This is a genomic window from Flavobacterium sp. HSC-61S13 (genome assembly GCF_024171535.1).
Lineage (GTDB): Bacteria > Bacteroidota > Bacteroidia > Flavobacteriales > Flavobacteriaceae > Flavobacterium.
The window spans coordinates 59,005-84,430 of the sequence record NZ_JALJZV010000002.1; the positions used below are offsets into that span (position 1 = coordinate 59,005).

The 25,426-nt window shown below is 38.7% G+C and carries 24 protein-coding genes; 5 read left to right on the forward strand and 19 right to left on the reverse strand.

Annotated features, from left to right (window positions below; translation table 11 throughout):
- Positions 1-9: 9 nt before the first annotated feature.
- The 12 genes from rplP to rpsL form a co-directional block, all read right to left on the reverse strand.
- Entirely contained in the window at positions 10-429 is a 420-nt protein-coding gene (gene rplP, locus L1275_RS02630; RefSeq protein WP_219288082.1) for a 50S ribosomal protein L16, read from the reverse strand.
- 17 nt (positions 430-446) lie between these two features.
- Positions 447-1,172 (reverse strand): 30S ribosomal protein S3, encoded by a 726-nt coding sequence (rpsC, locus tag L1275_RS02635; RefSeq protein WP_219288084.1) that lies wholly within the window; start codon positions 1,170-1,172, stop codon positions 447-449.
- An 8-nt stretch (positions 1,173-1,180) separates the two neighbouring features.
- Positions 1,181-1,591 (reverse strand): 50S ribosomal protein L22, encoded by a 411-nt coding sequence (gene rplV, locus L1275_RS02640; protein WP_219288086.1) that lies wholly within the window; start codon positions 1,589-1,591, stop codon positions 1,181-1,183.
- A 9-nt stretch (positions 1,592-1,600) separates the two neighbouring features.
- Positions 1,601-1,879: a 30S ribosomal protein S19 gene (gene rpsS, locus L1275_RS02645; protein WP_219288088.1), complete on the reverse strand. Its 279-nt coding sequence runs from the start codon at positions 1,877-1,879 to the stop codon at positions 1,601-1,603.
- Positions 1,880-1,889: 10 nt separating this feature from the next.
- On the reverse strand, positions 1,890-2,714 hold the full coding sequence (gene rplB / locus L1275_RS02650) for a 50S ribosomal protein L2 (RefSeq protein WP_219288090.1): 825 nt from the start codon (positions 2,712-2,714) through the stop codon (positions 1,890-1,892).
- 6 nt (positions 2,715-2,720) lie between these two features.
- Complete coding sequence (gene rplW / locus L1275_RS02655) at positions 2,721-3,011, reverse strand: 50S ribosomal protein L23 (protein WP_219288092.1); 291 nt, start codon at positions 3,009-3,011, stop codon at positions 2,721-2,723.
- A gap of 7 nt (positions 3,012-3,018) precedes the next feature.
- Positions 3,019-3,648 (reverse strand): 50S ribosomal protein L4, encoded by a 630-nt coding sequence (rplD, locus tag L1275_RS02660; protein ID WP_219288094.1) that lies wholly within the window; start codon positions 3,646-3,648, stop codon positions 3,019-3,021.
- Positions 3,648-4,265 (reverse strand): 50S ribosomal protein L3, encoded by a 618-nt coding sequence (gene rplC, locus L1275_RS02665; RefSeq protein ID WP_219288096.1) that lies wholly within the window; start codon positions 4,263-4,265, stop codon positions 3,648-3,650. The genes rplD and rplC overlap by 1 nt, the downstream gene beginning before the upstream one ends.
- Before the next feature lie 96 nt (positions 4,266-4,361).
- Complete coding sequence (gene rpsJ / locus L1275_RS02670; RefSeq protein ID WP_026710316.1) at positions 4,362-4,667, reverse strand: 30S ribosomal protein S10; 306 nt, start codon at positions 4,665-4,667, stop codon at positions 4,362-4,364.
- Between the two features lie 11 nt (positions 4,668-4,678).
- Positions 4,679-6,814 (reverse strand): elongation factor G, encoded by a 2,136-nt coding sequence (fusA, locus tag L1275_RS02675; RefSeq protein ID WP_253469376.1) that lies wholly within the window; start codon positions 6,812-6,814, stop codon positions 4,679-4,681.
- 19 nt (positions 6,815-6,833) lie between these two features.
- Complete coding sequence (gene rpsG, locus L1275_RS02680; RefSeq protein WP_219288100.1) at positions 6,834-7,310, reverse strand: 30S ribosomal protein S7; 477 nt, start codon at positions 7,308-7,310, stop codon at positions 6,834-6,836.
- A gap of 26 nt (positions 7,311-7,336) precedes the next feature.
- Positions 7,337-7,717, reverse strand: a complete 381-nt coding sequence (gene rpsL, locus L1275_RS02685; protein ID WP_219288102.1) for a 30S ribosomal protein S12 — start codon at positions 7,715-7,717, stop codon at positions 7,337-7,339.
- Positions 7,718-7,906: 189 nt separating this feature from the next.
- Here rpsL and L1275_RS02690 point away from each other — a divergent pair, with 189 nt between their 5' ends.
- Positions 7,907-9,565 (forward strand): hypothetical protein, encoded by a 1,659-nt coding sequence (locus tag L1275_RS02690; protein ID WP_253469378.1) that lies wholly within the window; start codon positions 7,907-7,909, stop codon positions 9,563-9,565.
- A gap of 5 nt (positions 9,566-9,570) precedes the next feature.
- Here the strand turns inward: L1275_RS02690 and L1275_RS02695 are convergent, their stop codons facing one another.
- A complete protein-coding gene (locus L1275_RS02695; RefSeq protein WP_253469380.1) occupies positions 9,571-9,876 on the reverse strand; it encodes a hypothetical protein in 306 nt (101 codons plus the stop codon).
- Positions 9,877-10,664: 788 nt separating this feature from the next.
- Here L1275_RS02695 and L1275_RS02700 point away from each other — a divergent pair.
- The 3 genes from L1275_RS02700 (at position 10,665) to rlmB (ending at position 16,277) form a co-directional block, all read left to right on the forward strand.
- Entirely contained in the window at positions 10,665-13,928 is a 3,264-nt protein-coding gene (locus tag L1275_RS02700) for a SusC/RagA family TonB-linked outer membrane protein (protein ID WP_253469382.1), read from the forward strand.
- Positions 13,929-13,939: 11 nt separating this feature from the next.
- A complete protein-coding gene (locus L1275_RS02705; protein ID WP_253469384.1) occupies positions 13,940-15,376 on the forward strand; it encodes a SusD/RagB family nutrient-binding outer membrane lipoprotein in 1,437 nt (478 codons plus the stop codon).
- A 166-nt stretch (positions 15,377-15,542) separates the two neighbouring features.
- On the forward strand, positions 15,543-16,277 hold the full coding sequence (gene rlmB, locus L1275_RS02710; RefSeq protein WP_253469386.1) for a 23S rRNA (guanosine(2251)-2'-O)-methyltransferase RlmB: 735 nt from the start codon (positions 15,543-15,545) through the stop codon (positions 16,275-16,277).
- Between the two features lie 189 nt (positions 16,278-16,466).
- Here rlmB and L1275_RS02715 read toward each other — a convergent pair whose 3' ends face one another.
- On the reverse strand, positions 16,467-17,249 hold the full coding sequence (locus L1275_RS02715; protein ID WP_253469388.1) for a rhomboid family intramembrane serine protease: 783 nt from the start codon (positions 17,247-17,249) through the stop codon (positions 16,467-16,469).
- Between the two features lie 189 nt (positions 17,250-17,438).
- Between L1275_RS02715 and L1275_RS02720 the strand changes: the two genes are divergently transcribed.
- Positions 17,439-18,716, forward strand: coding sequence for a replication-associated recombination protein A (locus L1275_RS02720; protein WP_253469390.1), 1,278 nt, complete (start codon positions 17,439-17,441; stop codon positions 18,714-18,716).
- Positions 18,717-19,047: 331 nt separating this feature from the next.
- On the opposite strand, the gene L1275_RS02725 is transcribed toward L1275_RS02720, so the two are convergent.
- From L1275_RS02725 to L1275_RS02745, 5 genes are all read right to left on the reverse strand, one after another.
- Positions 19,048-19,743, reverse strand: coding sequence for a YjjG family noncanonical pyrimidine nucleotidase (locus L1275_RS02725; RefSeq protein ID WP_253469392.1), 696 nt, complete (start codon positions 19,741-19,743; stop codon positions 19,048-19,050).
- 52 nt (positions 19,744-19,795) lie between these two features.
- A complete protein-coding gene (radC, locus tag L1275_RS02730) occupies positions 19,796-20,491 on the reverse strand; it encodes a DNA repair protein RadC (protein WP_253469394.1) in 696 nt (231 codons plus the stop codon).
- Between the two features lie 216 nt (positions 20,492-20,707).
- Positions 20,708-22,063 carry a UDP-N-acetylmuramate--L-alanine ligase gene (gene murC / locus L1275_RS02735; RefSeq protein ID WP_253469396.1) on the reverse strand — a complete coding sequence of 452 codons (1,356 nt, stop codon included), beginning with the start codon at positions 22,061-22,063 and terminating at the stop codon, positions 20,708-20,710.
- Positions 22,064-22,164: 101 nt separating this feature from the next.
- Positions 22,165-24,408 carry a hypothetical protein gene (locus L1275_RS02740; RefSeq protein ID WP_253469398.1) on the reverse strand — a complete coding sequence of 748 codons (2,244 nt, stop codon included), beginning with the start codon at positions 24,406-24,408 and terminating at the stop codon, positions 22,165-22,167.
- Positions 24,368-25,369: a hypothetical protein gene (locus L1275_RS02745; RefSeq protein ID WP_253469400.1), complete on the reverse strand. Its 1,002-nt coding sequence runs from the start codon at positions 25,367-25,369 to the stop codon at positions 24,368-24,370. The genes L1275_RS02740 and L1275_RS02745 overlap by 41 nt, the downstream gene beginning before the upstream one ends.
- Positions 25,370-25,426 lie beyond the last annotated feature (57 nt).

Below are 25,426 nucleotides of genomic sequence, written 5' to 3' on the forward strand. Positions count from 1 at the left end.
AAATTTAGATTATGCTTCGAAATCTCTAGCAACGATAAACTTAGTTTTTACAGGAAGCTTCTGAGCTGCCAAGCGTAAAGCTTCTTTGGCAACAGAAAGAGGTACTCCTCCTACTTCAAACATGATTCTTCCTGGTTTCACTACAGCAACCCAATATTCTACTGCACCTTTACCTTTACCCATACGCACTTCGAGAGGCTTCTTTGTTATAGGTTTGTCTGGAAATATTTTGATCCATAATTGCCCTTCACGTTTCATAAAACGAGTAGCCGCGATACGCGCCGCCTCGATTTGTCGAGAAGTTATAAATGATGAGTCTAAAGATTTAATTCCAAACATTCCATTTGAAAGTTCATGTCCTCTTTGAGAAATGCCTTTCATTTTACCTTTCTGTACCTTACGGTATTTTGTTCTTTTAGGCTGTAACATTTTTCTTTAGTTTAAAATTACTTTCTTTTGCGTTGGTGGTTCGGTTTAGCCGGTTTTCCTGATCCTGTTGATTTAGACTGTTTTTTGTCCATTCCAACTAACGGAGAAAGATCTCTTTTACCGTAAACTTCACCTTTCATGATCCACACTTTGATTCCCATTCTACCATAAGTAGTATGAGCTTCTGCAAGTGCATAATCAATATCAGCTCTGAAAGTTGATAGAGGAATTCTACCTTCTTTGAACATTTCTGAACGTGCCATTTCAGCTCCGTTCAAACGACCTGAAATCAAAACTTTGATTCCCTCAGCATTCATTCTAATCGCAGCAGCAATAGCCATTCTAATGGCACGACGATAAGAAATCCTGTTTTCGATTTGACGAGCGATACTAGTTGCAACTAAGTACGCGTCAAGCTCTGGTCTTTTAATTTCAAAGATGTTGATTTGAACCTCTTTGTCAGTAATTTTCTTAAGTTCTTCTTTCAACTTGTCTACCTCTTGTCCACCTTTTCCGATAATGATACCAGGTCTAGCAGTAGTGATAGTAACGGTTACAAGTTTCAAAGTTCTCTCGATGATTACTTTAGATACACTAGCTTTCGATAAACGAGCATGGATATACTTTCTGATCTTGTGATCTTCGGCTAATTTATCACCGTAGTCATTTCCACCATACCAGTTTGAGTCCCATCCCCTGATAATACCAAGGCGATTCCCGATTGGGTTAGTTTTTTGTCCCATACTGTTTATTAATTGCTTTGTGTGTTATTACTAGCTCCTAATACCACGGTTACGTGATTTGAGCGTTTTCTTATTCTGTGCGCACGACCTTGTGGAGCTGGACGAAGTCTTTTCAACATCATACCACCATCTACTCTTATTTCTTGCACAACCAAACCTGCCTCTTCTAAATTAGCTTCGCTGTTTTTAGCTTGCCAGTTTGCGATTGCTGATAAAAGTAGTTTCTCCAATTTACGTGAAGCCTCTTTTGAACTAAATCTTAATATATTAAGAGCTTTCTCTACCTTTTGTCCTCTAACTAGATCTGCAACTAAACGCATCTTTCTAGGCGAAGTAGGGCAATTATTCAGCTTTGCAAAAGCAACATCTTTCTTAGCTTCTTTAATTTGCTCGGCTCTCTCTCTTTTACGAACTCCCATAGCTTCTTATTATTTTTTTCCTTTATTTTTCGCACCCGCATGACCTCTAAAAGATCTAGTTGGTGAAAATTCCCCTAATTTATGTCCTACCATGTTTTCTGTTACGTAAACCGGTACAAATTGACGACCATTATGCACTGCGATAGTTTGTCCAACAAAATCCGGAGTAATCATCGAAGCTCTAGACCAAGTCTTAACAACCCCTTTATTACCCTTTTCAATATTATCTTGAACTTTTTTCTCTAACTTAAAGTGAACATAAGGTCCTTTTTTTAATGAACGTGCCATGTCTTATCTTTTATTTCTTTCTACGTTCTACGATATACTTATTACTCGACTTAACTTTAGAACGAGTTCTGTACCCCTTAGCTGGAATTCCATTTCTAGAACGTGGGTGACCTCCTGAAGAGCGTCCTTCACCACCACCCATTGGGTGATCAACTGGGTTCATCGCTACTGGTCTTGTTCTTGGTCTTCTACCCAACCATCTTGATCTACCGGCTTTACCAGAAACGATCAATTGATGATCATGGTTAGATACTGCACCAACTGTAGCCATACATTCTAAAAGAATCAATCTAATTTCCCCTGAAGGCATTTTGATTGTAGCATATCTACCGTCTCTTGCAACTAACTGAGCAAAAGTTCCTGCAGAACGAGCAATTACTGCTCCTTGACCAGGACGTAACTCGATACAAGAAATAACAGTTCCTAAAGGAATTTTACTTAAAGGCATTGCATTCCCCACTTCTGGAGCTGCATCTGGTCCAGACATCACTGACTGTCCCACTTTCATACCACTTTGGGCGATAACGTAAGATTTCGCACCATCAGCATACGCGATCAACGCGATAAATGCCGTACGGTTTGGATCATATTCAATTGATTTCACTGAAGCAGGAATTCCCACTTTAGTTCTTTTGAAATCAATGATACGGTATCTTTGTTTATGACCACCACCGATATATCGCATGGTCATTTTTCCTTGACTATTTCTACCTCCAGAGTTTTTTTTCGGTGCTAGCAAGCTACGCTCCGGCTTATCAGTTGTAATAGCGTCAAAACTATTCACAACTCTAAAACGCTGACCTGGGGTAATAGGTTTTAATTTTCTAACTGACATTATTTATTAGATATTTGAATAAAAGTCTATTGTCTCTCCTTCTTTCACTTGCACTATTGCCTTCTTGTAGGCATTAGTTTTACCGTTAATCATTCCACTTTTGGTGAATTTAACTGATCGGTCTGCTCTGTAGTTAAGGGTATTTACTCCAACAACACTCACACCATATGCAGCTTCCACTGCATTTTTGATCTGAATTTTGTTAGCTCTTTTGTCCACTACGAACCCAAAACGATTGAAAATTTCTCCTTGTTTTGTGATTTTTTCGGTAATGATAGGCTTAATTAAAATACTCATCTTCCTATTATTTACTTAAATTTTCAACAATTCCCTCTAAAGAACCTTCTGTTAGAACAAGACTTACCGTATTTAAAATAGCGTAAGTACTTAATTCTGAGTTCATTACAACAGAAGTCTTCTCTAAATTGCGTGAGGACAAATATACATTTTTATTTGAATCACCCAACACAAATAGAGATTTTTTATTTTCCAGTCCTAAAGCATTCAAAACATTGATGAAATTTTTAGTTTGTGGAGTTTCAAAGTTAAAATCTTCAACGATAATTAAATTTGATTCTTTTGCTTTAATCGAGAATGCCGATTTTCTAGCTAAACGTTTCAAGTTTTTATTAAGTTTAAAAGAATAACTTCTTGGTCTTGGTCCGAAGATGGTTCCCCCTCCTTTGAATAAAGGGTTTTTCATACTTCCCGCACGAGCGGTACCTGTACCTTTTTGTTTTTTAATCTTACGTGTACTTCCCGCAACTTCAGCTCTTTCTTTAGCTTTGTGTGTACCTTGTCTTTGATTTGCTAAATATTGTTTAACATCAAGATAAACTGCGTGTTTGTTCGGTTCGATTGCAAATACTGAATCCAAAAGTTCAACTTTTCTTCCAGTATCTTTTCCTGTGATATCTAAAACTTTTACTTCCATTACTTCTGAATGATTACATAAGAGTTATTGTGCCCTGGAATTGCTCCTTTAACAACAAGTAGGTTCTTTTCAGCAACTACTTTTAAAACTCTAAGGTTTTGAATTGTTACATTTACTCCTCCCATTCTTCCTGCCATACGCATTCCTTTGAATACTCTAGAAGGATAAGAAGAAGCACCGATAGATCCTGGCGCTCTTAAACGATTATGCTGACCGTGTGTTGCTTGACCAACTCCACCGAAACCATGACGTTTAACAACCCCTTGGAAACCTTTACCTTTAGAAACACCTTGAACATCTACAAAGTCACCTTCTTGAAAAAGATCTACTGTGATAACATCACCTAATTTATACTCGCTTTCAAACTCCTTAATCTCAATGACTTTTCTTTTTGCAGACGTACCCGCTTTTTTAAAGTGACCTAACTCAGCTTTAATTGCGCTTTTGTCTTTTTTGTCATCGAAACCAAGTTGTAACGCTTCATACCCGTCAACCTCATTGGTTCTGACTTGGGTAACTACGCATGGACCTACTTCAACTACGGTACAAGGGATGTTTTTCCCGTTCTCGTCGAATATACTAGTCATGCCGATTTTTTTACCTATTAACCCAGACATAAATATTAAATTAATTAATTATTGAATTCTATTAAAAAATCAAGTACCGAAACCCAAGTCTCCGTACTTGATTGTATTATTAAAGGAAGAGTTTTATCACACTTTGATTTCAACTTCTACTCCACTAGGTAACTCCAATTTCATTAGAGCATCGATAGTTTTAGAAGAAGAAGAGTAAATGTCTAACAATCTCTTGTAAGAACTTACTTCAAATTGCTCTCTTGCTTTTTTGTTTACGTGCGGAGAACGCAAAACAGTGAAAATCTTTTTATGAGTTGGCAAAGGAATTGGTCCTGTTACCACTGCTCCTGTACTTTTTACAGTTTTTACGATCTTTTCAGCTGATTTATCAACCAACATATGATCGTAAGATTTTAATTTTATTCTTATTTTCTGACTCATTTTCTTTTAGATTAAGCGTTTCCTTTAGCTTTTTTAATAACTTCTTCTGAAATATTAGAAGGTGTTTCAGCATAGTGAGAGAACTCCATCGTTGAAGTCGCTCTACCAGAAGATAACGTTCTAAGCGTAGTCACGTACCCAAACATCTCTGAAAGTGGCACACTAGCTTTAACAACCTTCGCTCCTGCTCTATCGTCCATGTTGTTGATCTGACCGCGACGACGGTTTAAATCCCCAACAATATCACCCATGTTTTCTTCCGGAGTTAATACCTCTAATTTCATGATCGGCTCAAGAATAACAGCCCCTGCAGCTTTTGCAGATTCTTTATATCCCATTTTAGCTGCCAATTCGAAAGACAAAGCATCCGAATCCACCGCGTGAAACGATCCATCCGTTAAAGTTACTTTCATCGAGTCCATTTCGAAACCAGCCAAAGGCCCTTGTTTCATAGCTTCTCTGAAACCTTTTTCTACAGAAGGAATATATTCTTTTGGTACGTTACCACCTTTAACAGCGTTAACAAACTGTAAACCAACAAATGGTTTTCCGTCTACGTCATCTGCAGGAGAAATTGTAAATACAATATCCGCAAATTTTCCACGACCACCTGATTGTTTTTTATAAACCTCTCTGTGTTGAGCAGCACGAGTTAAACACTCTTTGTACTCTACTTGAGGCTCACCTTGGTTTACTTCTACTTTGAACTCACGTCTCATACGATCGATAAGTACATCTAAGTGAAGCTCACCCATACCTGAAATTACTGTTTGCCCAGAAGCTTTATCTGTTTTAACTGTAAACGTAGGATCTTCTTCAGCCAATTTAGCTAAAGCCATACCCATTCTATCAACGTCCGCTTTGGTTTTAGGCTCAATAGCGATACCGATAACTGGATCTGGGAAGTCCATACTTTCCAAAATGATTGGGTTTTTCTCATCACACAAAGTATCCCCTGTTTTGATGTCTTTAAACCCTACCGCTGCTCCAATATCTCCTGCTTCGATATAATCGATAGGATTTTGTTTATTAGCATGCATTTGGTACACTCTAGAAATACGTTCTTTATTACCAGAACGCGTATTGAACACATAAGAACCTGCATCTAATCTTCCTGAATAAACACGGAAGAAAGCCAATCTTCCTACGAAAGGATCCGTAGCAATTTTGAATGCCAAAGCAGCGAAAGGCTCTGTAGCAGATGGTTTACGAACAACTGGCAATTCTGTATCAGGATTGATTCCTTCAATACCTTCCTTATCCATTGGAGAAGGTAAGTATCTACAAACAGCATCCAATAAGAACTGTACTCCTTTATTTTTGAATGAAGAACCACAAACCATCGGTATGATAGACATATCGATAGCCGCTTTTCTCAAAGCAACGTGAACCTCTTCTTCTGTAATTGAATCTTCATCTTCGAAGAATTTCTCCATCAAGGTTTCATCATAATCCGCAACAGCCTCTATTAACATAGCTCTGTATTCACGAACTTCATCAACCATATCCGCAGGAATCTCAACGATATCAAAAGTTGTTCCATGGTTCTCATCATGCCATACAATAGCACGGTTCTTAACCAAATCAACAATACCTCTAAAATCTGCTTCTTCTCCAATTGGTAAAACAATAGGCACAGCGTTAGATTTCAACATTTCTCTAACTTGCTTACACACGTTTAAGAAGTTGGCACCTTGACGGTCCATTTTGTTTACAAACCCCATACGAGGCACCTTGTAATTATCAGCTAATCTCCAGTTAGTTTCCGATTGTGGCTCAACACCATCAACAGCACTAAATAAGAAAACCAAACCATCTAAAACTCTCAAAGAACGGTTTACCTCAACGGTAAAATCAACGTGTCCTGGAGTGTCAATGATGTTGAAGTGATACTCTTTAGATTCTGGCAACTTAGCTCCTTGATTTGTTGGGAAATCCCAAGTACAAGTAGTAGCCGCAGATGTAATGGTAATACCTCTTTCAGCCTCTTGCTCCATCCAGTCCATAGTTGAAGACCCTTCGTGAGTTTCTCCAATTTTATGGTTCTTACCTGTATAGAACAAAATACGCTCTGTAGTAGTAGTTTTACCTGCATCGATATGCGCAGCAATACCAATATTTCTTGTATATAATAAATCTCTAGCCATCTATATTATCTTTCTTGGATTAAAATCTAAAGTGAGAGAATGCTTTGTTCGCTTCAGCCATCTTATGAGTATCCATTCTTTTCTTTACAGCAGCTCCTTCTTCTTTAGCACCAGCTAAAATTTCAGAGGCTAACTTTCCAGCCATAGATTTCTCATTTCTTCTTCTCGCATAAAGAATCATCCATTTCATCGCCATAGAAATTTTTCTATCTGGACGAATTTGCATTGGAATTTGGAAGGTAGCTCCACCAACACGTCTAGATCTTACTTCTACGTGCGGCATAACGTTAGTTAAAGCGTCTTTCCAAATTTCTAATGATGTTTTTTCTTCATCTTGCTTTTTCTCTTCTACGATCTCTAATGCATCATAAAATACTTTAAAAGCAGTCGATTTTTTACCATCCCACATCAAGTTGTTCACAAAACGTGTTACTAATTGATCATTAAATTTAGGATCTGGTAAAAGAGGTCTTTTTTTAGCCTGTCTTTTTCTCATGTCTTTGTCTTAAACGTTTTAAACGATTACTTTTTGTCTTTAGGGCGTTTCGCTCCGTATTTAGATCTTCTTTGAGTTCTACCGTTTACTCCGGCAGTATCAAGAGCTCCACGTACGATGTGATATCTAACCCCTGGCAAATCTTTTACTCTTCCACCTCTAACTAATACTATCGAGTGCTCTTGTAGATTGTGTCCTTCTCCTGGAATATAAGCGTTTACCTCATTACCATTTGTTAAACGAACCCTTGCAACTTTACGCATTGCTGAGTTTGGTTTTTTTGGTGTAGTGGTATAAACACGCGTACAAACCCCTCTTCTTTGAGGACATGAATCCAAAGCAACCGATTTACTCTTCTTAGTCATCTGGGTTCTCCCTGTTCTTACTAATTGTTGAATTGTTGGCATAATGTTTATTAATAATTATCTACTATCTATTAACTCCGCACTTTATACGGGGTTGCAAATGTATGAAGTTTATTTTTTATATACAACACTCAAAACATTAATTTTCAATCGAATTGAAAAATAATATCTCTTTTAGCTGTTGTCGCTTTTATTTATTTTACATTACTTTACACCAAATCTTTCCTTGCCTTGAAAAAAATCATCTTAATATTAATCGTGTTTTTTCACTCCTTATTTATATATGCACAAAACAGCACACTTAAAATAATAGGCCAAAGCCCTGCAGAAACCACCATCATCGACAGCATCGGATACCCAACCAAACACGATAATTTCCAATCGATCAACCAAACCCTGAACCAACTCGACGAAAAACTCAACCAACTCGGCTTTCTCGCACTTCAAAAACAACAACTCATTCAAAAAAACACCGAACAAATCGTTTTTACTTACCACCTCAAACAACAAATCACACAAACCAACATCCTACTTAGTGCCGTAGATCCAGAAATAAAGAAATTACTGGAACTCAAACACGACTCCCTAATCATTCCTTTCAACCAAACACAACCCACCTTACAAAACCTAACGAATAAACTCGAAAATTTAGGCTACGGAACCAGCACGATCAAGCTAATCAACCACCACATACATGCAAAGCAATTCCAAGCGCAACTACAAGTCACTTTAGACAAAAGACGAAAATTAGACAAGATAGAAATCCTATCCACATCAAAGATTCCAAAACAACTGATCCAAAACACCCTAAAGCACAAAAAAAACCAAACCCTAACCAACAACCTTGTCGAAGAGATCGATCGCGAACTCAAACTCCTACCTTTTATCAAACAAAACAAAACACCAGAAATACTCTTTACAAAAGACAGCACAAAAGTATACCTATATATAGACCGTTTCAACAACAGTAAATTTGACGGCATCATCGGCTTCAACAATGACGAAGACGGCAAGCTAAAATTAAATGGCTACTTAAACCTGCAACTGATAAACATTATAAATTACGGTGAAGAATTTCACCTAGAATGGAAAAATGATGGAAACAAACAAACCAATTTTGATTTAGGAACAGAAATCCCATACCTGTTTAAATCACCATTAGGCATAAAAGCTAAAATAGAAATCTTCAAGCAAGACAGCACTTTCCAGAACACCAAAATAGATCTTAACCTCGCCTACTATTTATCCTATTTCAGCAAAGCATACATCGGCTATCAAACCACCACTTCCGCCACACCAGAAAACAGCAGCCTGATACAAAGTTTCGACAACCGATTTTACACCGTTAGCTACGACTACAAACGCCGTAGCCCTGACGACATCTTATTTCCCGAAAAAATGCTTGTTTTTGCCCGACTAGGTACCGGAAAGAGAACACTTGAAGACACGGACGATTCTCAAAAATTCATCGAAATCAATGCCGTAAACAACTTTAAATTTAACCAACGCAACAGCCTCTACCTACATCTTCACCTGTATTCATTATTCAGCAAACACTATATCACCAATGAACTGATGCGATTTGGCGGACACCATTCTATTAGGGGATTTCAAGAAAACAGCCTTCAAGGCAACTTCCTTTCAACTTTGAGCACAGAGTATCGATATAAACTTACCCCCACTCTATATGCTAACAGCATTTTAGACTACGGACTTATCGAAGATAAAACCACCAGCGTAAAAGAAAACCTCTATTCCTTCGGCTTTGGTTTCGGAATCTTAACTAAAAACGGAAAATTAAATTTGATTTATGCCAACGGAAACACCGGCAAACAAGAAGTAGAATTAAAAAACTCTATAGTACACATTACTTTTTCGACAGCGTTTTAACGGACTTAATCCGAAGCCTTTACAGACCATTCTGCCTTACTCAAAACAACTTCCATATCACCACCCAAACGAGTGATTTCACGAAGCAACAACAACCTATTCTCCTCCAACAACAATACCTTAGCACGCAATAAATCATTGTTTTCTTGCAAAAAGCGCAATTGCATCCCAACAGTTGAATCCGACTCTTCAACAACACTACACTGATCAACAACAACTCCTTTCAACATCGGCCCCTTACCCGTAAGCAACCATTCTGGACTAACCTCTGCAAAATAATCGAGAAATTTCGTAGTATTATCTTCGCTCATGCCGTTATTTTGCGTTAAAACACCCCGAGTTATGCCTGTATCCTTATAAAATTTATATAGCGTAAGCCCCTTATACCGTAGATAAGTCAATATATTTTGCTTTATAATCGATTTTTCTTGCATATTATTTTTTTTAATCGAGAAATATCGTTTATATTTGGTACTGAATATTTATATAAACCGATGTAGAATTGGATTTAATTCACTAAACCCATCAAAAGTTAACTAATAAATCAAAAAACCTAACTATGAGCAGAAATCAAAAAGATCCCTAATCGAGAGGCCAAAATTTTAAAGAGTTCTAACAAAATTTACAAAGCTAAAACGCATAAATTTTGGTATTACAGCCTAAATCACCGGCATCCCCCCCCTATGATCGCCATCATAATCAGTTACAACTCTTTAAGGCGTGTTTCACGCATCACAAAGCCCCCCTTTTCCTTTAAAACACAAGGAGCACCATACAAACAACAGTCAACCACTAAGCCCTTAACCGTTCAATTTGGGCCTAACACCGACTATTGGTAAAACTGATAATCAAATACAATTAACAAAGATATTAAAAATTAGCCGCATCAAACCGTAGCTACACGGAATATTATCTCCTATTTTAAAATCTGACTTAATTATAACGCAAATTAAAATCACATATTTAATAAAAATAAAAACGCTTTCTATTTTAAACGACTTACCCAATAAAAAATGTATAAAAAAAACCGTTAAAAGCATGTTTTAAAGTCAAAAAGATCTCATTTTTTACGCTATGCTTTTCAAACAACCCATAGATTATGAAAAAAGAATTGTTTTATATCTGGATAGCTGTACTCACCACGATTACAACTATTCAGGCTCAAGAAATCAGCGTTTCAGGAACTGTAAAAGACCCCCATGGGTTCCCTCTTCCTGGAGTTACAGTACAAAACAAACAATCACAAACTGCCACTCAAACCGACTTAGATGGCAGCTACATATTAAAAGTCCAACTCGGAGCCCTTATTGAATTTAGCTTCCTGGGAATGAAAACTCAAGAACACAGAATCACCACTGCTAGACTCGATGTTACCTTAGAAGAGGATGTGGTTGAACTCGAAGGAGTAGTAGTAACCGCACTAGGCATCACTCGAGAGAAAAAATCCTTAGGCTATTCCACCCAACAAATCACTGGACAAACCCTGTCCGAAACACCTATAAGAAACTTTGCCGATGCCTTATATGGCGAAATTGCAGGGTTATCTATTAAGTCCTCCGGAACTATGGGCGGCTCGAGTAACATGATTATTCGAGGCTTTAGCTCGTTGACAGGAGACAACCAGGCCCTTGTAGTCATCGACGGAATCCCCATCAACAACAAGACTTACAATAGCGTTGCACAAACAACGGGTCGCGGGGGTTATGATTATGGAAATGCTGCTTCAGATATCAATCCAGATGACATAGCCACCTTGAACGTTTTAAAAGGTGCGGCTGCTACAGCCCTTTATGGATCAAGAGGACAAAACGGTGTGATTATGATAACAACCAAAAAAGGAACTGACCATAAAAATAAAGGAACCGCAGTCGAGTTCAACTCCTCCCTCATGATCGGAACCGCAGACAAACAAACCCTACCCAAATACCAAAAGAAATATGGCGCGGGATACCGCCCCTTAACTCCTAACGAAAATCCCAACCCGAATAATCCTTATTTTACCGGCGAAGACATCAATGGTAATGGTATTCCAGATTATGTGGTACAGTTTGGGGAAGATGCATCTTTCGGCGCTGCCTTCGATCCTAATCTAATGGTATATCAATGGAATGCCTTCTTTCCCGGTATGTCCACTTATGGAAAAACAACCCCATGGGTAGCTGCTAAAAACGATCCCAATTCCGTTTGGGGAACCTCTCAAATCTACGTCAACTCCCTAGCAATTTCCGGAAACACCGACAACAGTTCCTATCGCTTGGGACTCACCAACAACACCACGGAAGGAAATCTCGTAAACAGTCGACTAAAAAGAAACAGCCTTAATCTAAGTGCAAGCCATCAAATTACTGAAAAATTACGCTCGTCGGCAACCATAACCTATACTAACACCAGTGGATTAGGAAGAGTTGGAACGGGTTACGACGGACTTAATCCCATGCAAGGTTTTCGCCAGTGGTGGCAAACCAATGTCGATATGAAGGAACAAAAGGAAGCCTATTTCGCCACCAATCACAGCAATGCCAGCTGGAACATCTATGATACTGAAAATACCAAACCCATATATACCGATAACTTCTATTTTACCCGATACAAAAATTTCCAAACCGATTCTAGAAATCGCTATACTGGAAACATCGATTTAAACTATGCTTTGAACCCGTGGATCCATATCATCGGTAGGTATACCTTTGACAATTATGACGAAACACGCGAGGGCCGAACCGCTATAGGCTCCGCAGGTAGTTTCGGAGAATATACCTTGTTTAAGCAATCTGTATCAGAAAACAACTACGACTTAATTGTCAATGTTAAAAAAGACATCAATGAAGACATTACACTGGATGCGAATTTAGGATGGAACCTAAGAGTTGAACAAATCGATCGCAATAATCAAAAAACCAACGGCGGGCTAAAGCTCCCTGAAATCTACAGCTTGGCCAATTCAATCAATCCCCTAACTCCCGACGATATCGTGCAATTTAGAGGCACAAAGAAGGTGGATGGACTATATGCTCGCGCCAGTATCGGACTATATCACTTGCTCTACTTGGACGGTAGTATTAGAACCGACCGTTCATCTACACTATCCAGCGAAGTACAAAACCGTTATTGGTACCCATCCGTTTCGGGAAGTTTTATATTCTCTGAGTTATTCGATAGTTCCTTTATCAATTTTGGAAAATTACGAGCCAATTACGCTCAAGTAGGGAACGATACCGATTTATTTAATCTACACAATACCTACACCTTAAATGCTTCTTTTGACGATGCCTATTCCGCCAAAAACCCCAACACTTTTCTCAATAAGGCGCTACGACCAGAAATGATGAATGAATATGAGTTCGGAGCAGAAATGGCTACCTGGAACAACCGCTTATCGCTGGAACTCTCCTACTACAATCGTACGACTAAAGACTTGATTACCCCTGTAGATGTATCGAGTTCGACTGGCGCCTTAGCTGTTTGGATGAATGCAGGTGATATGGTCAACAAAGGATTTGAAGCCAATCTTAATATTACACCTATTCGAACAACGAATTTTAATTGGAAAATCGGGTTGAATTTTGCCCGCAATAGAAACGAAGTTTTAGCACTAGCCGACGGTATCGGCGGCTACTTACAGCTCGCTAGCGTTCAAGGTGGTATATCGATTGGAGCTCAAACGGGAGAACCCTACGGTGTTATCCGCGGAACCGGCTATGTGTACCACGACAACGGTGAACGCATTGTCGGACAAAACGGACAATACCTACACAGCCCGACAACTACTGTTATCGGAAATATGAACCCCGATTGGAATGGTGGAATTAGAAATTCCATTAGCTATAAAAATCTCCACTTAAGTTTCTTGATTGATATGCAAAAAGGAGGAAGTATTTTCTCTTTAGATACCTACTACGGTTTTACAACAGGACTTTATGACAATTTCACCTCGGGATTAAACGACCTCGGGAATCCCGTGCGAAATAGTTTGGAACAAGGCGGCGGTGTAATCCTCCAAGGAGTCAAAGAAGACGGAACACCCAATGATATACGCATCCGTGCCGACCGAGGCGATGGGACCAATAATCCGTGGGGATACCTTAGCAACACAGCACCAAGGCAAGCACACGTTTACGACGCTTCTTATGTGAAATTAAGAAATGTCACCCTATCCTATGATTTTCCACAAAAATTGATAGAGAATATCTTTATAAAAAAACTGACGATAGCCGCAATCGGTAGAAATCTATGGATTATTCACAAAAACATCCCCTACGCCGATCCTGAAGCCGGTTTAAGTTCTGGAAATATTCAAGGCTATCAATCTGGAGCCCATCCAACTATTAGAGAGATAGGAGCCAGTTTAAAAGTTCAATTCTAATACCCTAAAAGATGAAAAAAATACTATTAAGCTTATTACTTCTAAGCATTTTATCCTCCTGTTCCAATGAACATTACGACGCTTTAAATCACGACGACGTTAAACCGGAAAAGGTACCATCAGATTATTTGGTCACCTCAGCCATAACCAGCTACATCGCACGCCTACACAGTACCAATGTCAACAATAACATCTTTAGGCTGGTAGCGCAATACTGGAACGAAACCACCTATACTCAAGAAAGCAATTACGATCTAGAAACCAGAGCTATTAACGACCGCTTCTGGAATGAACTCAACACCAGAGTACTCTATGACTTAGAAGATGCCAAAAGAACCATTCCCGACGAGATAGGAACTACGGATTTGAATAAAAAAAATCAAATAGCGATTGTCGAATTACTACAAGTTCAAGCATGGCAATCTCTAGTCGATACTTTTGGCGATATTCCCTACACTGAAGCACTAATGGGAACAGAATTAGCCGCTCCAAAATACGATGACGCCAAAACCATTTATAACGATTTGATAAAAAGAGCCCTTGCTGCAACCAACGACCTCGATGTTACAGCACAGGGCTTTTTAAGCGAAGACATTATATATCACGGAGATATTGCCAAATGGAAAAAATTCGGAGCTTCCTTACAATTAAAACTAGGGCTCAACCTAGCAGACGTGGACCCCGATTTAGCCCACACAACAATTAACAACGCCATAGCAACAGGCGTTTTTAGCTCACAAGCAGATAATTTTACCTTAAATTACCCAGGAGCAATTCCAAATACCAATCCTTTATGGGTAGACCTGGTGCAAAGCGGTCGAACCGATTTTGTCGCAGCCAACACCATCGTAGATTATATGAATACACTCAACGACCCTAGACGAGCGAAATATTTTCGACAAAACTTAGGTGATGGAATATTTCTAGGCGGCGAATATGGAAGCGCCACCTCTTATGCCAACCACACCCAAATCTCCAGCACCCTACACCAGGCTAATTACCCAGGAACACTGCTAGACTATACCGAAGTATTGTTTATGCTAGCTGAAGCTAGTGAAAGGGGAATTAACACCAGCGAAAGCGCAGAATCCCTCTACGAATCCGCTATTAGAGCTTCGTTTGAATTTTGGGGCAATACCCCTGTGGAGGCTGACGAATATTTAGCTCAAACCAGCGTCAATTACCAAACTGCAGAAGGAACTTGGAAACAAAAAATTGGCTTGCAATACTACCTTGCCTTATACAATAAAGGCCTGGATGCCTGGACCGTCTATAGAAGACTAGACGCTCCTCAACTCAATATAGCCGCTGCAACAGGACTGCCGATCCCCAACAGATATACTTATCCCGTACGTGAAAGAAATCTAAACAAAGCGAATAACGCCCAGGCAGCTACCGCCATTGGCGGAGATACTCAGGCTACTAAACTCTTTTGGGACAAGAATTGAATTAGTTAGTATCAAGGATATTTTTGTCAGGAAGAGGCCAGCTCCCCACCAGCCTCTTCCATATTTTAATCCCTAAAATAATTCGAGAGTAATTACCCCAAATCGATTCCAATTATCCTTTTACAAAGCACCACTACAGCGTTGGTTTTTTTTATATATTTGCACTATGGAAAAAGAGAATCAAATATTTGGTATTAGAGCCATTTTAGAAGCTGTAGAAGCGGGAAAAGACATCGATAAAGTTTTTATTCAAAAAGAAGCTCAAGGAGAGCTAATGAGTGACTTGCTTAAATCTTTGAGAAAAAACAACATCAACTTTTCATACGTACCGGTTGAAAAACTCAATCGTTTAACTCCTAAAAACCACCAAGGCGCCGTTGCATCAATTGCTCCGATTAGCTTTGTTGGACTAGAACCTCTTATTGAAGGAGTTTTAGAAGCCAAGCCGAATCCACTCTTTTTGATTCTAGATCAAATTTCCGATGCTCGTAACTTTGGAGCCATTATCCGTACAGCTGCGTGTTGTGGTGTCGATGGAATCATCATCTCTAAAAATGGAGCTGCTCCCGTAAATGGAGATACGGTTAAAACTTCCGCAGGGGCCGTTTTTAATATTCCAATTTGTAAAGTAGATCACATCAAAGATGCCATCTTTTACCTGCAAAGTTCAGGCGTTAAAACCATAGGCGCTACCGAAAAAGCTGAAAAAGAAATTTATGACGTAGAATTAAACACGCCTTTAGCCATTGTTATGGGTAGTGAAGAACGCGGAATCAACCCTTCTGTCCTTAAAATAATAGATGAAAGTGCTAAACTACCCATGTCTAGCGCAATCGCTTCACTAAACGTATCTGTTGCCTGTGGCGCATTTCTTTATGAAGCCATTCGTCAAAGAAGATAATTTTTTAAACTCAAGAAAAGGGGCTGTATCGAATTAAGATACAGCCCCTTTTTTTTGTGATCGGTAATCAGTGATCTGATCGAAAATCGACTCACGAACAACGACTCACGAACAACGACTCACGAACAACGACTCACGAACAACGACTCACGAACAACGACTCACGAACAACGACTCACGAATAACGCCCTACAATTCATTCTCGTCATTTTCTTTTTCTTTTAAATGATATACCACCGAATAATTACACTGGAAATACGTGTCGCTTACTGGTTGTTTTTCCTCTTCCGGAATTTGTGGTACTGGTGGTGGTGGTGAGAAATTACCATTTTCATCAAAATGCTTCATAAAAGGATCCGCTGCTGGATCAAAATCCGGCTTTTGCCAATCATACTTATAGATTCGATTATAATCCGGTACTTCCAAAGTATAACACAAAATAATGCCCGCGATAAAACCACTCAAATGCCCTTCCCAAGAGATTCCCTCTTCAATATCAGGAAACATATACCAAAACATACCCCCATACAGTACTATTACCGTCATAGACAGTGCTACCAAACGATAATAACGCGTTTGTACACCCTTAAAAAACATAAAACTAACCAATACATAAATCAATCCACTCGCGCCAATATGGTAACTCTCCCGACCTATTAACCACGTTCCAAACCCAGATAATAAAACACCCCAAAACAACACCCGCCACATTTGAGTTTTATAAAAATACTGCAGCGCAATCAACAAAACAAAAATCGTAATGGAATTGTTGTATAAGTGTTTTACACTACCATGTATAAAAGGGCTAGTTATTATTCCGATCAAACCGTGAAACGACCTCGGATAAATTCCCCATTCATACAGTTCCAAAAAATAATTCCAATCCAGCCAATACATTCCCCACATCACTAATACGAATAGCAAAGGCAGTATCAAAAGTTGCAGTAGATAGTGGAAATGTTTTGTGTTCATTTTTTTAAATAGAGAGACGAATATAAACATTCTAAAGCAGATCAAGATTGTATACCACTAAATATATCCGTAAAACCGAAATAAATTTACGGTTAAATCGTAACTTGCCTCTTCCTTACAACAGGGCAAAAGCAGCATGCTTTACGTCTATCTAAGGTCTTTCAATCATCCGCCTAAACGTGTAAAACCATGCAAATTCCATTAGCAGAACGCATTCGACCACAAGATCTCTCTCAGTACATTGGACAAGACCATTTAGTTGGACCAACAGGAGCCCTTACGCAACAGATAAAAAGAGGAATCATCCCTTCAATCATCTTTTGGGGAACTCCTGGCACCGGTAAAACGACTCTAGCAGAAATCATTGCCAAAGTGAGCGATCGCCCCTTCTATGCGTTAAGTGCTATTAATGCAGGAGTTAAAGACGTTAGAGAAGTGATTGAAAAAGCCAAGCGAAATACGGGCATTTTTACCGCTCGAAATCCGATATTGTTTATCGATGAGATTCATCGCTTCAGCAAATCACAACAAGACTCCCTATTAGGTGCTGTCGAACGAGGATGGATCACCCTAATTGGCGCTACCACCGAAAACCCTAGTTTTGAGGTGATTCCAGCACTTTTATCGCGCTGTCAAGTATACACCTTAAATCCGTTTACCAAAGCCGATCTGCAAGCACTATTAGAACGTGCCATTCGTCAAGATGTAATCCTCCAAAAAAAGAAAATTACCTTAACCGAAACCGAAGCTCTCTTTCGAATTTCCGGTGGAGATGGAAGAAAATTACTGAATACTTTTGAATTAATCGTCAACTCACAAGACGCTGAAGACATCGAAATCACCAATGACAAGGTGATGAAAATCGTGCAAAAAACCACGGTGTTGTACGACAAAACAGGCGAACAGCATTACGACATCATCTCCGCTTTTATCAAATCCATACGCGGGAGTGACCCCAATGGTGCGCTATATTGGTTGGCTCGCATGATCGAAGGCGGTGAAGACGTTAAGTTTATCGCACGACGTTTATTGATTTCAGCTTCCGAAGATATCGGGAACGCCAATCCAACAGCCTTGATTATGGCTAATAATATCTTCCAAGCCGTATCGGTTATAGGAAACCCCGAGAGCAGAATTCTTTTGAGCCAATGCACCGTGTATCTAGCCACATCACCAAAGAGCAATTCTACTTATTTAGCCATAGCAAAAGCACAACAAACCGTTAAACAAACCGGTGACTTACCCATCCCCATTCACTTGCGCAATGCCCCAACTAAATTGATGAAAGAACTCGGATATGGAGAAGACTATAAGTATGCTCACGACTACACCAATAATTTCGTTACTCAGGAATTTCTACCTACAGAAATCAGCGGAACTACCTTCTACGAACCTGGAGATAACGCCCGAGAAAAAGGAACTCGCGAATTTTTGAAAAACAGATGGCAACTGAAGTATCGATATTAAGCGGATACGTCTATACGCAGATATGCGGATACGCAGATACGATGATACGCGCATCTGCGAATGGGCAGATAGGCTTTAGATGCTAATACACAGATATGCCTATACTTGAGTGTGCGAATTCGCGTATGTGCATATAGGCTTTTAGGTGCTGATACGTAGTTGTGCCTATACTTGGGTGTGCGAATTCGCGTATCTGCGAATGGGCATATAGACTTTAAATGCAGATGTACCTATACTTGAGTATGCGTATTCGCGTATGTGCGCATGTGCATATAGGCTTTAAATGCTGATAGACTTATGGGCGAATAGGCATACTAATGTATCAAAAAAATTAGAGTAATTGCTTGATTTGCGTCAAAGTATGCACTTGGACTAGTTCTGGACGAACCGCTTTTTTGTGCTCATTAAAATAAATAGTGTCAATTCCCGCTTTTTGAGCTCCTTCAATATCCGCTATTAGATTATCCCCAATCATAACACTGCCTTGAGCGGTGGTTTTTGCCAAATCTAATGCATAATTAAAAATCTTCGGATCCGGTTTTTTGACCCCCGCCATTTCGGAATTGGTCACGGTTTTAAAATAATTATCGAGCTTCGAATTACGTATTTTAAGCTCTTGAACCACATGAAAACCATTCGTTATAACATGAAGATTATAGTGTGGTAGCAAATAGTCTAGCAACTCAAATGTCCCATCATACAAGTGATTATATTGTGGCAACATCTCAATATACTGTTGTGCGATGTCTTCAACAAAAACCGAAGGCGCTGTATACGACAGGGCTTTAAAAGTATCGCTTAATCTACCAAAGCGAAGTTCGGATTGACTGATCTGATTTAAGCTGTAACGCTCCCAATAATCTTCATTGATACCTACATAGAAATGCAAAAACTCCTCGATAGTGAAAGGAACCTTATAAGGTGCTAATACCGTTTTAAAGGCCATAGCAGAATTGCGTTCAAAATCCCATAATGTATGATCTAAATCAAAAAAAATATCGGTTTTATTCTCAAACTTTATAGGCATCTCGTCTTTTTTAAAAGTCAAAATTAATCAAATTCGCACTCCCACACAAACCTCACAGAAGGTTTTCATCGGCAAAGCTATAATAAGCCTTCTCCGTAACGATTAAGTGATCTAATACCATGATATCAAATAACAAACCGGCCTGTTTGATCTTTTTAGTAATACGCATATCCGTATCACTCGGTGTTAAATGCCCCGAAGGGTGATTGTGACATAGTATCATTGCAATAGCCTGATGCTCTATGGCGATCTTAAACAATATTCGAACGTCAACTACCGTCCCCGTGATTCCGCCTGTACTCAATTTCTGTTGGTGAATCACCTTGTTGGAGTTGTTGAGCAACAAAATCCAAAACTCCTCATAGTTTAATGCACCAATCACCGGCTGCATCAAATCAAAAACCATACGACTCGATTCTATTTTGGGACATAACTGTCCGATTTCAATTTGCCGTCGTTGCCCCAATTCTAGTGCCGCAACTATCGACAAGGCCTTAGCTTGACCAATTCCTTTAAAAAGCAATAATTGTTTTAAACTTCGTTTGGATAAATTACTCAATTTATTACCGTACTCATTTAAAATCCGTTTACTTAAATCAACAGCACTCTCTTCTTTATTTCCCGATCGCAACAATATTGCTAACAATTCTGCATCACTCAATGCTGCCTTGCCCTTTAATATTAACTTCTCTCGGGGCTTGTCATCTTCGGCCCATGTTTTTATTGACGTACTACTATAAATATCCATAACTAACTGATTACATATACACTAATATATAAAAAGCCTTTCAATTCCTAGTGCATTATAAGTTCGTTTTTATTTTTTAACATCTATCGACAAAGTATAAAATGGAGAAAAATCACAATCCTTATAGGGTTCACAATGACAAAGCCCTTGCAAAATTAATTTCACAAGGGCTTTTTATTGAAATTCAACCTGTCTATTCTAAACCTCAAAGACAGCTTATTTTATACCGCTAAACAACTCATTTAAATCAATCCCTCCGTAATTCCCGGAGCTCATAAACAACAATACACTATTGTCTAAATCCAACTGACTTACAAAACTTTTAAACTGGTTAGAATCGGTATAAGTCACTAATCCTTCTCTTTTAAAAGCCTGTTCCATTTGTTGATTTGAAATCGCATCCAATCGTTTAATTTGAACCGCCTCCGGGGAGTAAAACACCACTGCTTGGTCTGCAGCATTTAAAGCTCCTTCGTATTCACTTAGGAAATCGGCATTTAAACTGCTGTAAGTATGTAATTCCAAACAAGCAATCAATTTGCGAGTTGGAAATTGTTGCTTCACCGCTTGGGTTGTAGCGATCACCTTACTCGGTGAATGTGCAAAGTCTTTATAAATTACAGTCGTATCGCTTTCGGCAATTTTCTCCAATCTTTTGGAAGCTCCTTTGAAAGAACCAATGGCCTCATAAAAATCTTCTTCGTCAACCCCCATATTCTGACAAATCCATTTCGCACCATTCAGATTACTCAAATTATGAGCTCCAAAAATTTCTAAAGGCATGGGGCCTTCGGGAGTTTCTAAAAATGTTTTTCCATTTTCAATGGTATATTTTGGCGTTCCGTATGGTAGTTTTCGGATGGGTTTGGCCGCTTCTTCTACCAATTGAGCAACAATGGGATCTTCTTCGTTGTAAACCAAAATTCCACCATTAGTAATTTTATCTATAAAAATCCTAAATTGATCGACATAGTTCTCAAAAGTTGGAAAAACATTGATATGATCCCAAGCAATTCCACTAATCAAAGCAATATTCGGCTGGTATAAATGGAATTTCGGACGTAAATCTGTCGGTGACGATAAATACTCATCGCCTTCCAAAAGAATGAAGTCGTTTTCCTCAGTCAGATGCACCATACGATCAAATCCTTCCAATTGAGCTCCCACTAAGTAATCTACAGCAATACCGTGGTAATTCAATACGTGAAGAACCATGGAAGTAATGGTGGTTTTACCGTGTGACCCGCCAATAACCACTCGTGTTTTTTGTTTGGCATGTTCGTATATAAACTCGGGATAGGAGTAAATCTTCAATCCCAATTTTTGTGCTTTAAGCAATTCTGGATTATCCGGCTTGGCGTGCATACCCAAAATAACCGCCTCTATATCAGTTGTTATTTTTTCTGCATTCCAACCCATCTCTTGAGGCAATAATCCTTTGGATTGCAATCGGGACTTGGAAGGTTCAAAAATAGCATCATCACTACCAGACACTTGCTCTCCTTTAGCGTGTAAAGCCAATGCCAAATTGTGCATAGCACTTCCACCTATTGCGATAAAATGTATTCGCATCTTTTTCTTTTTTTGTAGATTAATTCCAATGGGTAAATTTACACTTTTATTTTTGTGATAAAATTTTTCTACTGATCAGATTGTATTAATTTGCCTTTTAACTAGTTTTCCAAATACTTTCTAAAATACCCACATTCATTAATCACTTCATTGTAAAAATTGGTATTCGAATACTTTGCCTCCAATTGCTTATAACCGTTAAACGCGATAAAATTTACCGAAGGATAACCGTAATAATTATTGTCGGTATAATATTTATCGGTATAGAAAGCATTTCGCTCACATTTAGTCATCATATAGGTACAGCGCGCACGTTGTTCATCATTTGTAGCCGCTTTTAGCGCCATTTGATAATAACTATTTGCGTTTTTATTGCTGTGCAAACGCTGTTGGTTAAGCTTTGAAATGTAGTTCCCATATTCGTCCACAATTGGATTGTCATAGAACACGCGTGCGTTACCAAAGTAACTTAAGTTGTAGAACGCATTTCCCAACAATAAAGCATTGTTATAAACATCTCTCCCCGCAGCGATATTCGCTTGCATCTCTTGCATTTTCTTTAAAAAATCCAATTTGCTGTATTTGACTTTCTGAACCGCAACATGATCGCAATCGTTACAATCTTTGATTTTTCCATTAAAAGGATTTCCTTGTAATACAGCAATACTGTCGACCTGTTCCATAAACGAAATCGCTTCCGGAATGCGGTTGGCATAGGTTAACTGAATGGCCTGAAATTCATTGATATCCTCCAACTTAATGCGGTAAATACTCATTCCTAATTTTTCCCATTCGTTTAAACTCCCTTTGCGCATCAAGGTTTTCATCGCTTCCAAATCCGCAGCTTTGTAATAGTATTCTTTCGTCGGTGAGAACAATTCCGCCATCACCTTATCTTTCTGTGCTTCATATAAAGAAGCCACATATTTTCTACTCCAATCCAAAGCATAACTATATCGAAACACCCCGTCATCAACCATTTGACTCGGTACGGTTAAATTTAACCATCTAAGCTCCGCTACTAGACCTTTATCTGTTTTACTATCTATCTTGTCCGTTGCACTCAATTGATTGATCAAACGCAATAAACGCAGCTGATTGGATGCCAGTTCTGACTTAGGAGCAGTTTTTTCTACCAAGTCAAATTCCCTTTTAGCGAAATCATATTCTTGATTGTAAATCGACAAGTAACCATTGGCCAAATGCCACAGATATGGCTTGGTCGTTTTCTCTTCCTTAGCTATTTTCTTTACCAAGCTTAAAGCATTGGAATCCAATTTATTTTTGAGTTCCGAACGATAGGCCTTTGGCGCTTTTAAATCGGAATAATAGGTATTCAACTTACTCTCTTCAATATTGACCAAACGGGTTAATAAAAACTCCAAATGCACGCTATTGGGATTCAACTTGTAAATCTCCTCTATAGCTTTTCGCTCGTTGGTATAGTAGCCCAACATCGCCCATAAGGCTACTTTTTCATCGGCCGTTTTCGCCAAGTTTAAGGATTGGTCAAAATCCGCTTGCTGCTGCGGTCTAAAACTATAGGCCGTAACCGTACGCAACTCTGGACTTTTATCAAATACTATACTGTATAAATAATTGGATTTCGCATATTCCTTAGCGCGATAATGCGCTCCAGCTACATAAGCCAAACCGCGGTAATACAATAAATTCTTAGGTTGCTGCTCTGCGGTCGCATCAAAAAATCGAATCAAATCATTTTTATCCTCACCATAAAAATAAGCTTTCATCGTTTGGAACCAATACCGGTTTTTTAAAAATTCATCGCGCGAGATTCCCTGATACTTTTTCTCTAAATCCACACCGATACTTTTGGAGGCTACAGGTATCGCCGTTTCTTCATACTCCCAATAATTGTAAGAGGTCGTTGAATATGCCTCCACCCGTTTTGCATCAGCGAGGAACTTAATAAAGTTTTTCACTTTGGGCTCTTTGATATCTACACTTGGACGTACCGTATTTTTCTTCTTTTTCTCTACGGAGGTATACAGATCACTAATATCATCGCCGGCATTTTTATCCAGCAACAAATAATTGATATCTTCAACGCTCATTACCCCTTTTAGATAGCCGTTCCAATCTTGAGTGATATTTGTATTAAAACGTCCAATCCCATCTTCTAAATACCCAATGCCGTAGAACTGCTCTTCACTCGAAAAAAACAAAGGGCGATAACTCGGATCTGCATAGACCTCCGGCGCAAAACTAGAGCTGTAATCATAGCCCCAATAATCCCCCCCTCCACAAGCATAGATAACACCCGCAGAAACCAAGGCTGAAAGACTAAAACCCGCTACTAACTTTTTTATAAAATTCTTTTTCATTAGAATAGTTTTTTAAATTTATCGAATCCAAGTCGTAATAAATAATCTCCTTGGGAACGGTTTTAAGATTTTTTTTAATAGTTGAAACCATCTTTTTTAAATCCGCCTTGGACACGGATTCGATCTTGACTTGATCGCCTTGTTTAAAATAAGTACCAAAAGCGATAATATCCTCGTTGACCTCAAAACGGTTTTTACTTTTTAAAGTAGTTTTTACAGTCGCCAACAATTGCTCTTCATTTATTTTAGGAATCAATCCGATCACTTTTTGATTGCGAATATGAACTCCCCAACCAAAAATAGGCAAAGCTACATCGAGCGATAAAGGATAATTGGCAAGGCTTTTAATATATCGAGCTGCAATTTGCTCGTCGTAGATGGAATTAAGATCATCACTGGCTATTTGCCCCATATTATAGTACATCAACACACCGTGATCAACATTGGGCACACCCGTTTCTTTATAATATTTGATTTGATGCAAACGTATAGTGGCTGATATTTTTAAATTCGCCCTCTGACGCAACGCATCGATATAAGCCATAAATTGATCTTTGCTTTTTAAAGTCCAGTCACAATCAATTTGAACTTCTTCGATTTCAATATGATTAATTGTATTGATTTTACCAATCATGCTCAAAGTTTGATCTGCCAATTGAACTACGTCAACTTGCTCAGCGAGCATAACCTCATTTTTGATATAAATTACGGGAACAATTTGAAATGGAGTGGTCTTATCTTCAAAACGAATCGGAGAAAGCGGAATCGGCGCACTATCGCGCAAAGCGATATCGAAATACCTCATATACAATTTACTAACCCCATTTTCCTGAAGCACCTCTTTTTCTATGGTGGTTAACTTAAAAATAGTTTTCCAATAATAAAAAGAGGTAACGGGTTGATCACTCGAAGAACAACTTAAAACCAACAGTACTAAAAGTAAACCGACGTACTTTTTCATTATTATTTTATATGAGCACAAAAGTACTATTTTATTTAAACAAGCCCAAGATTAGCG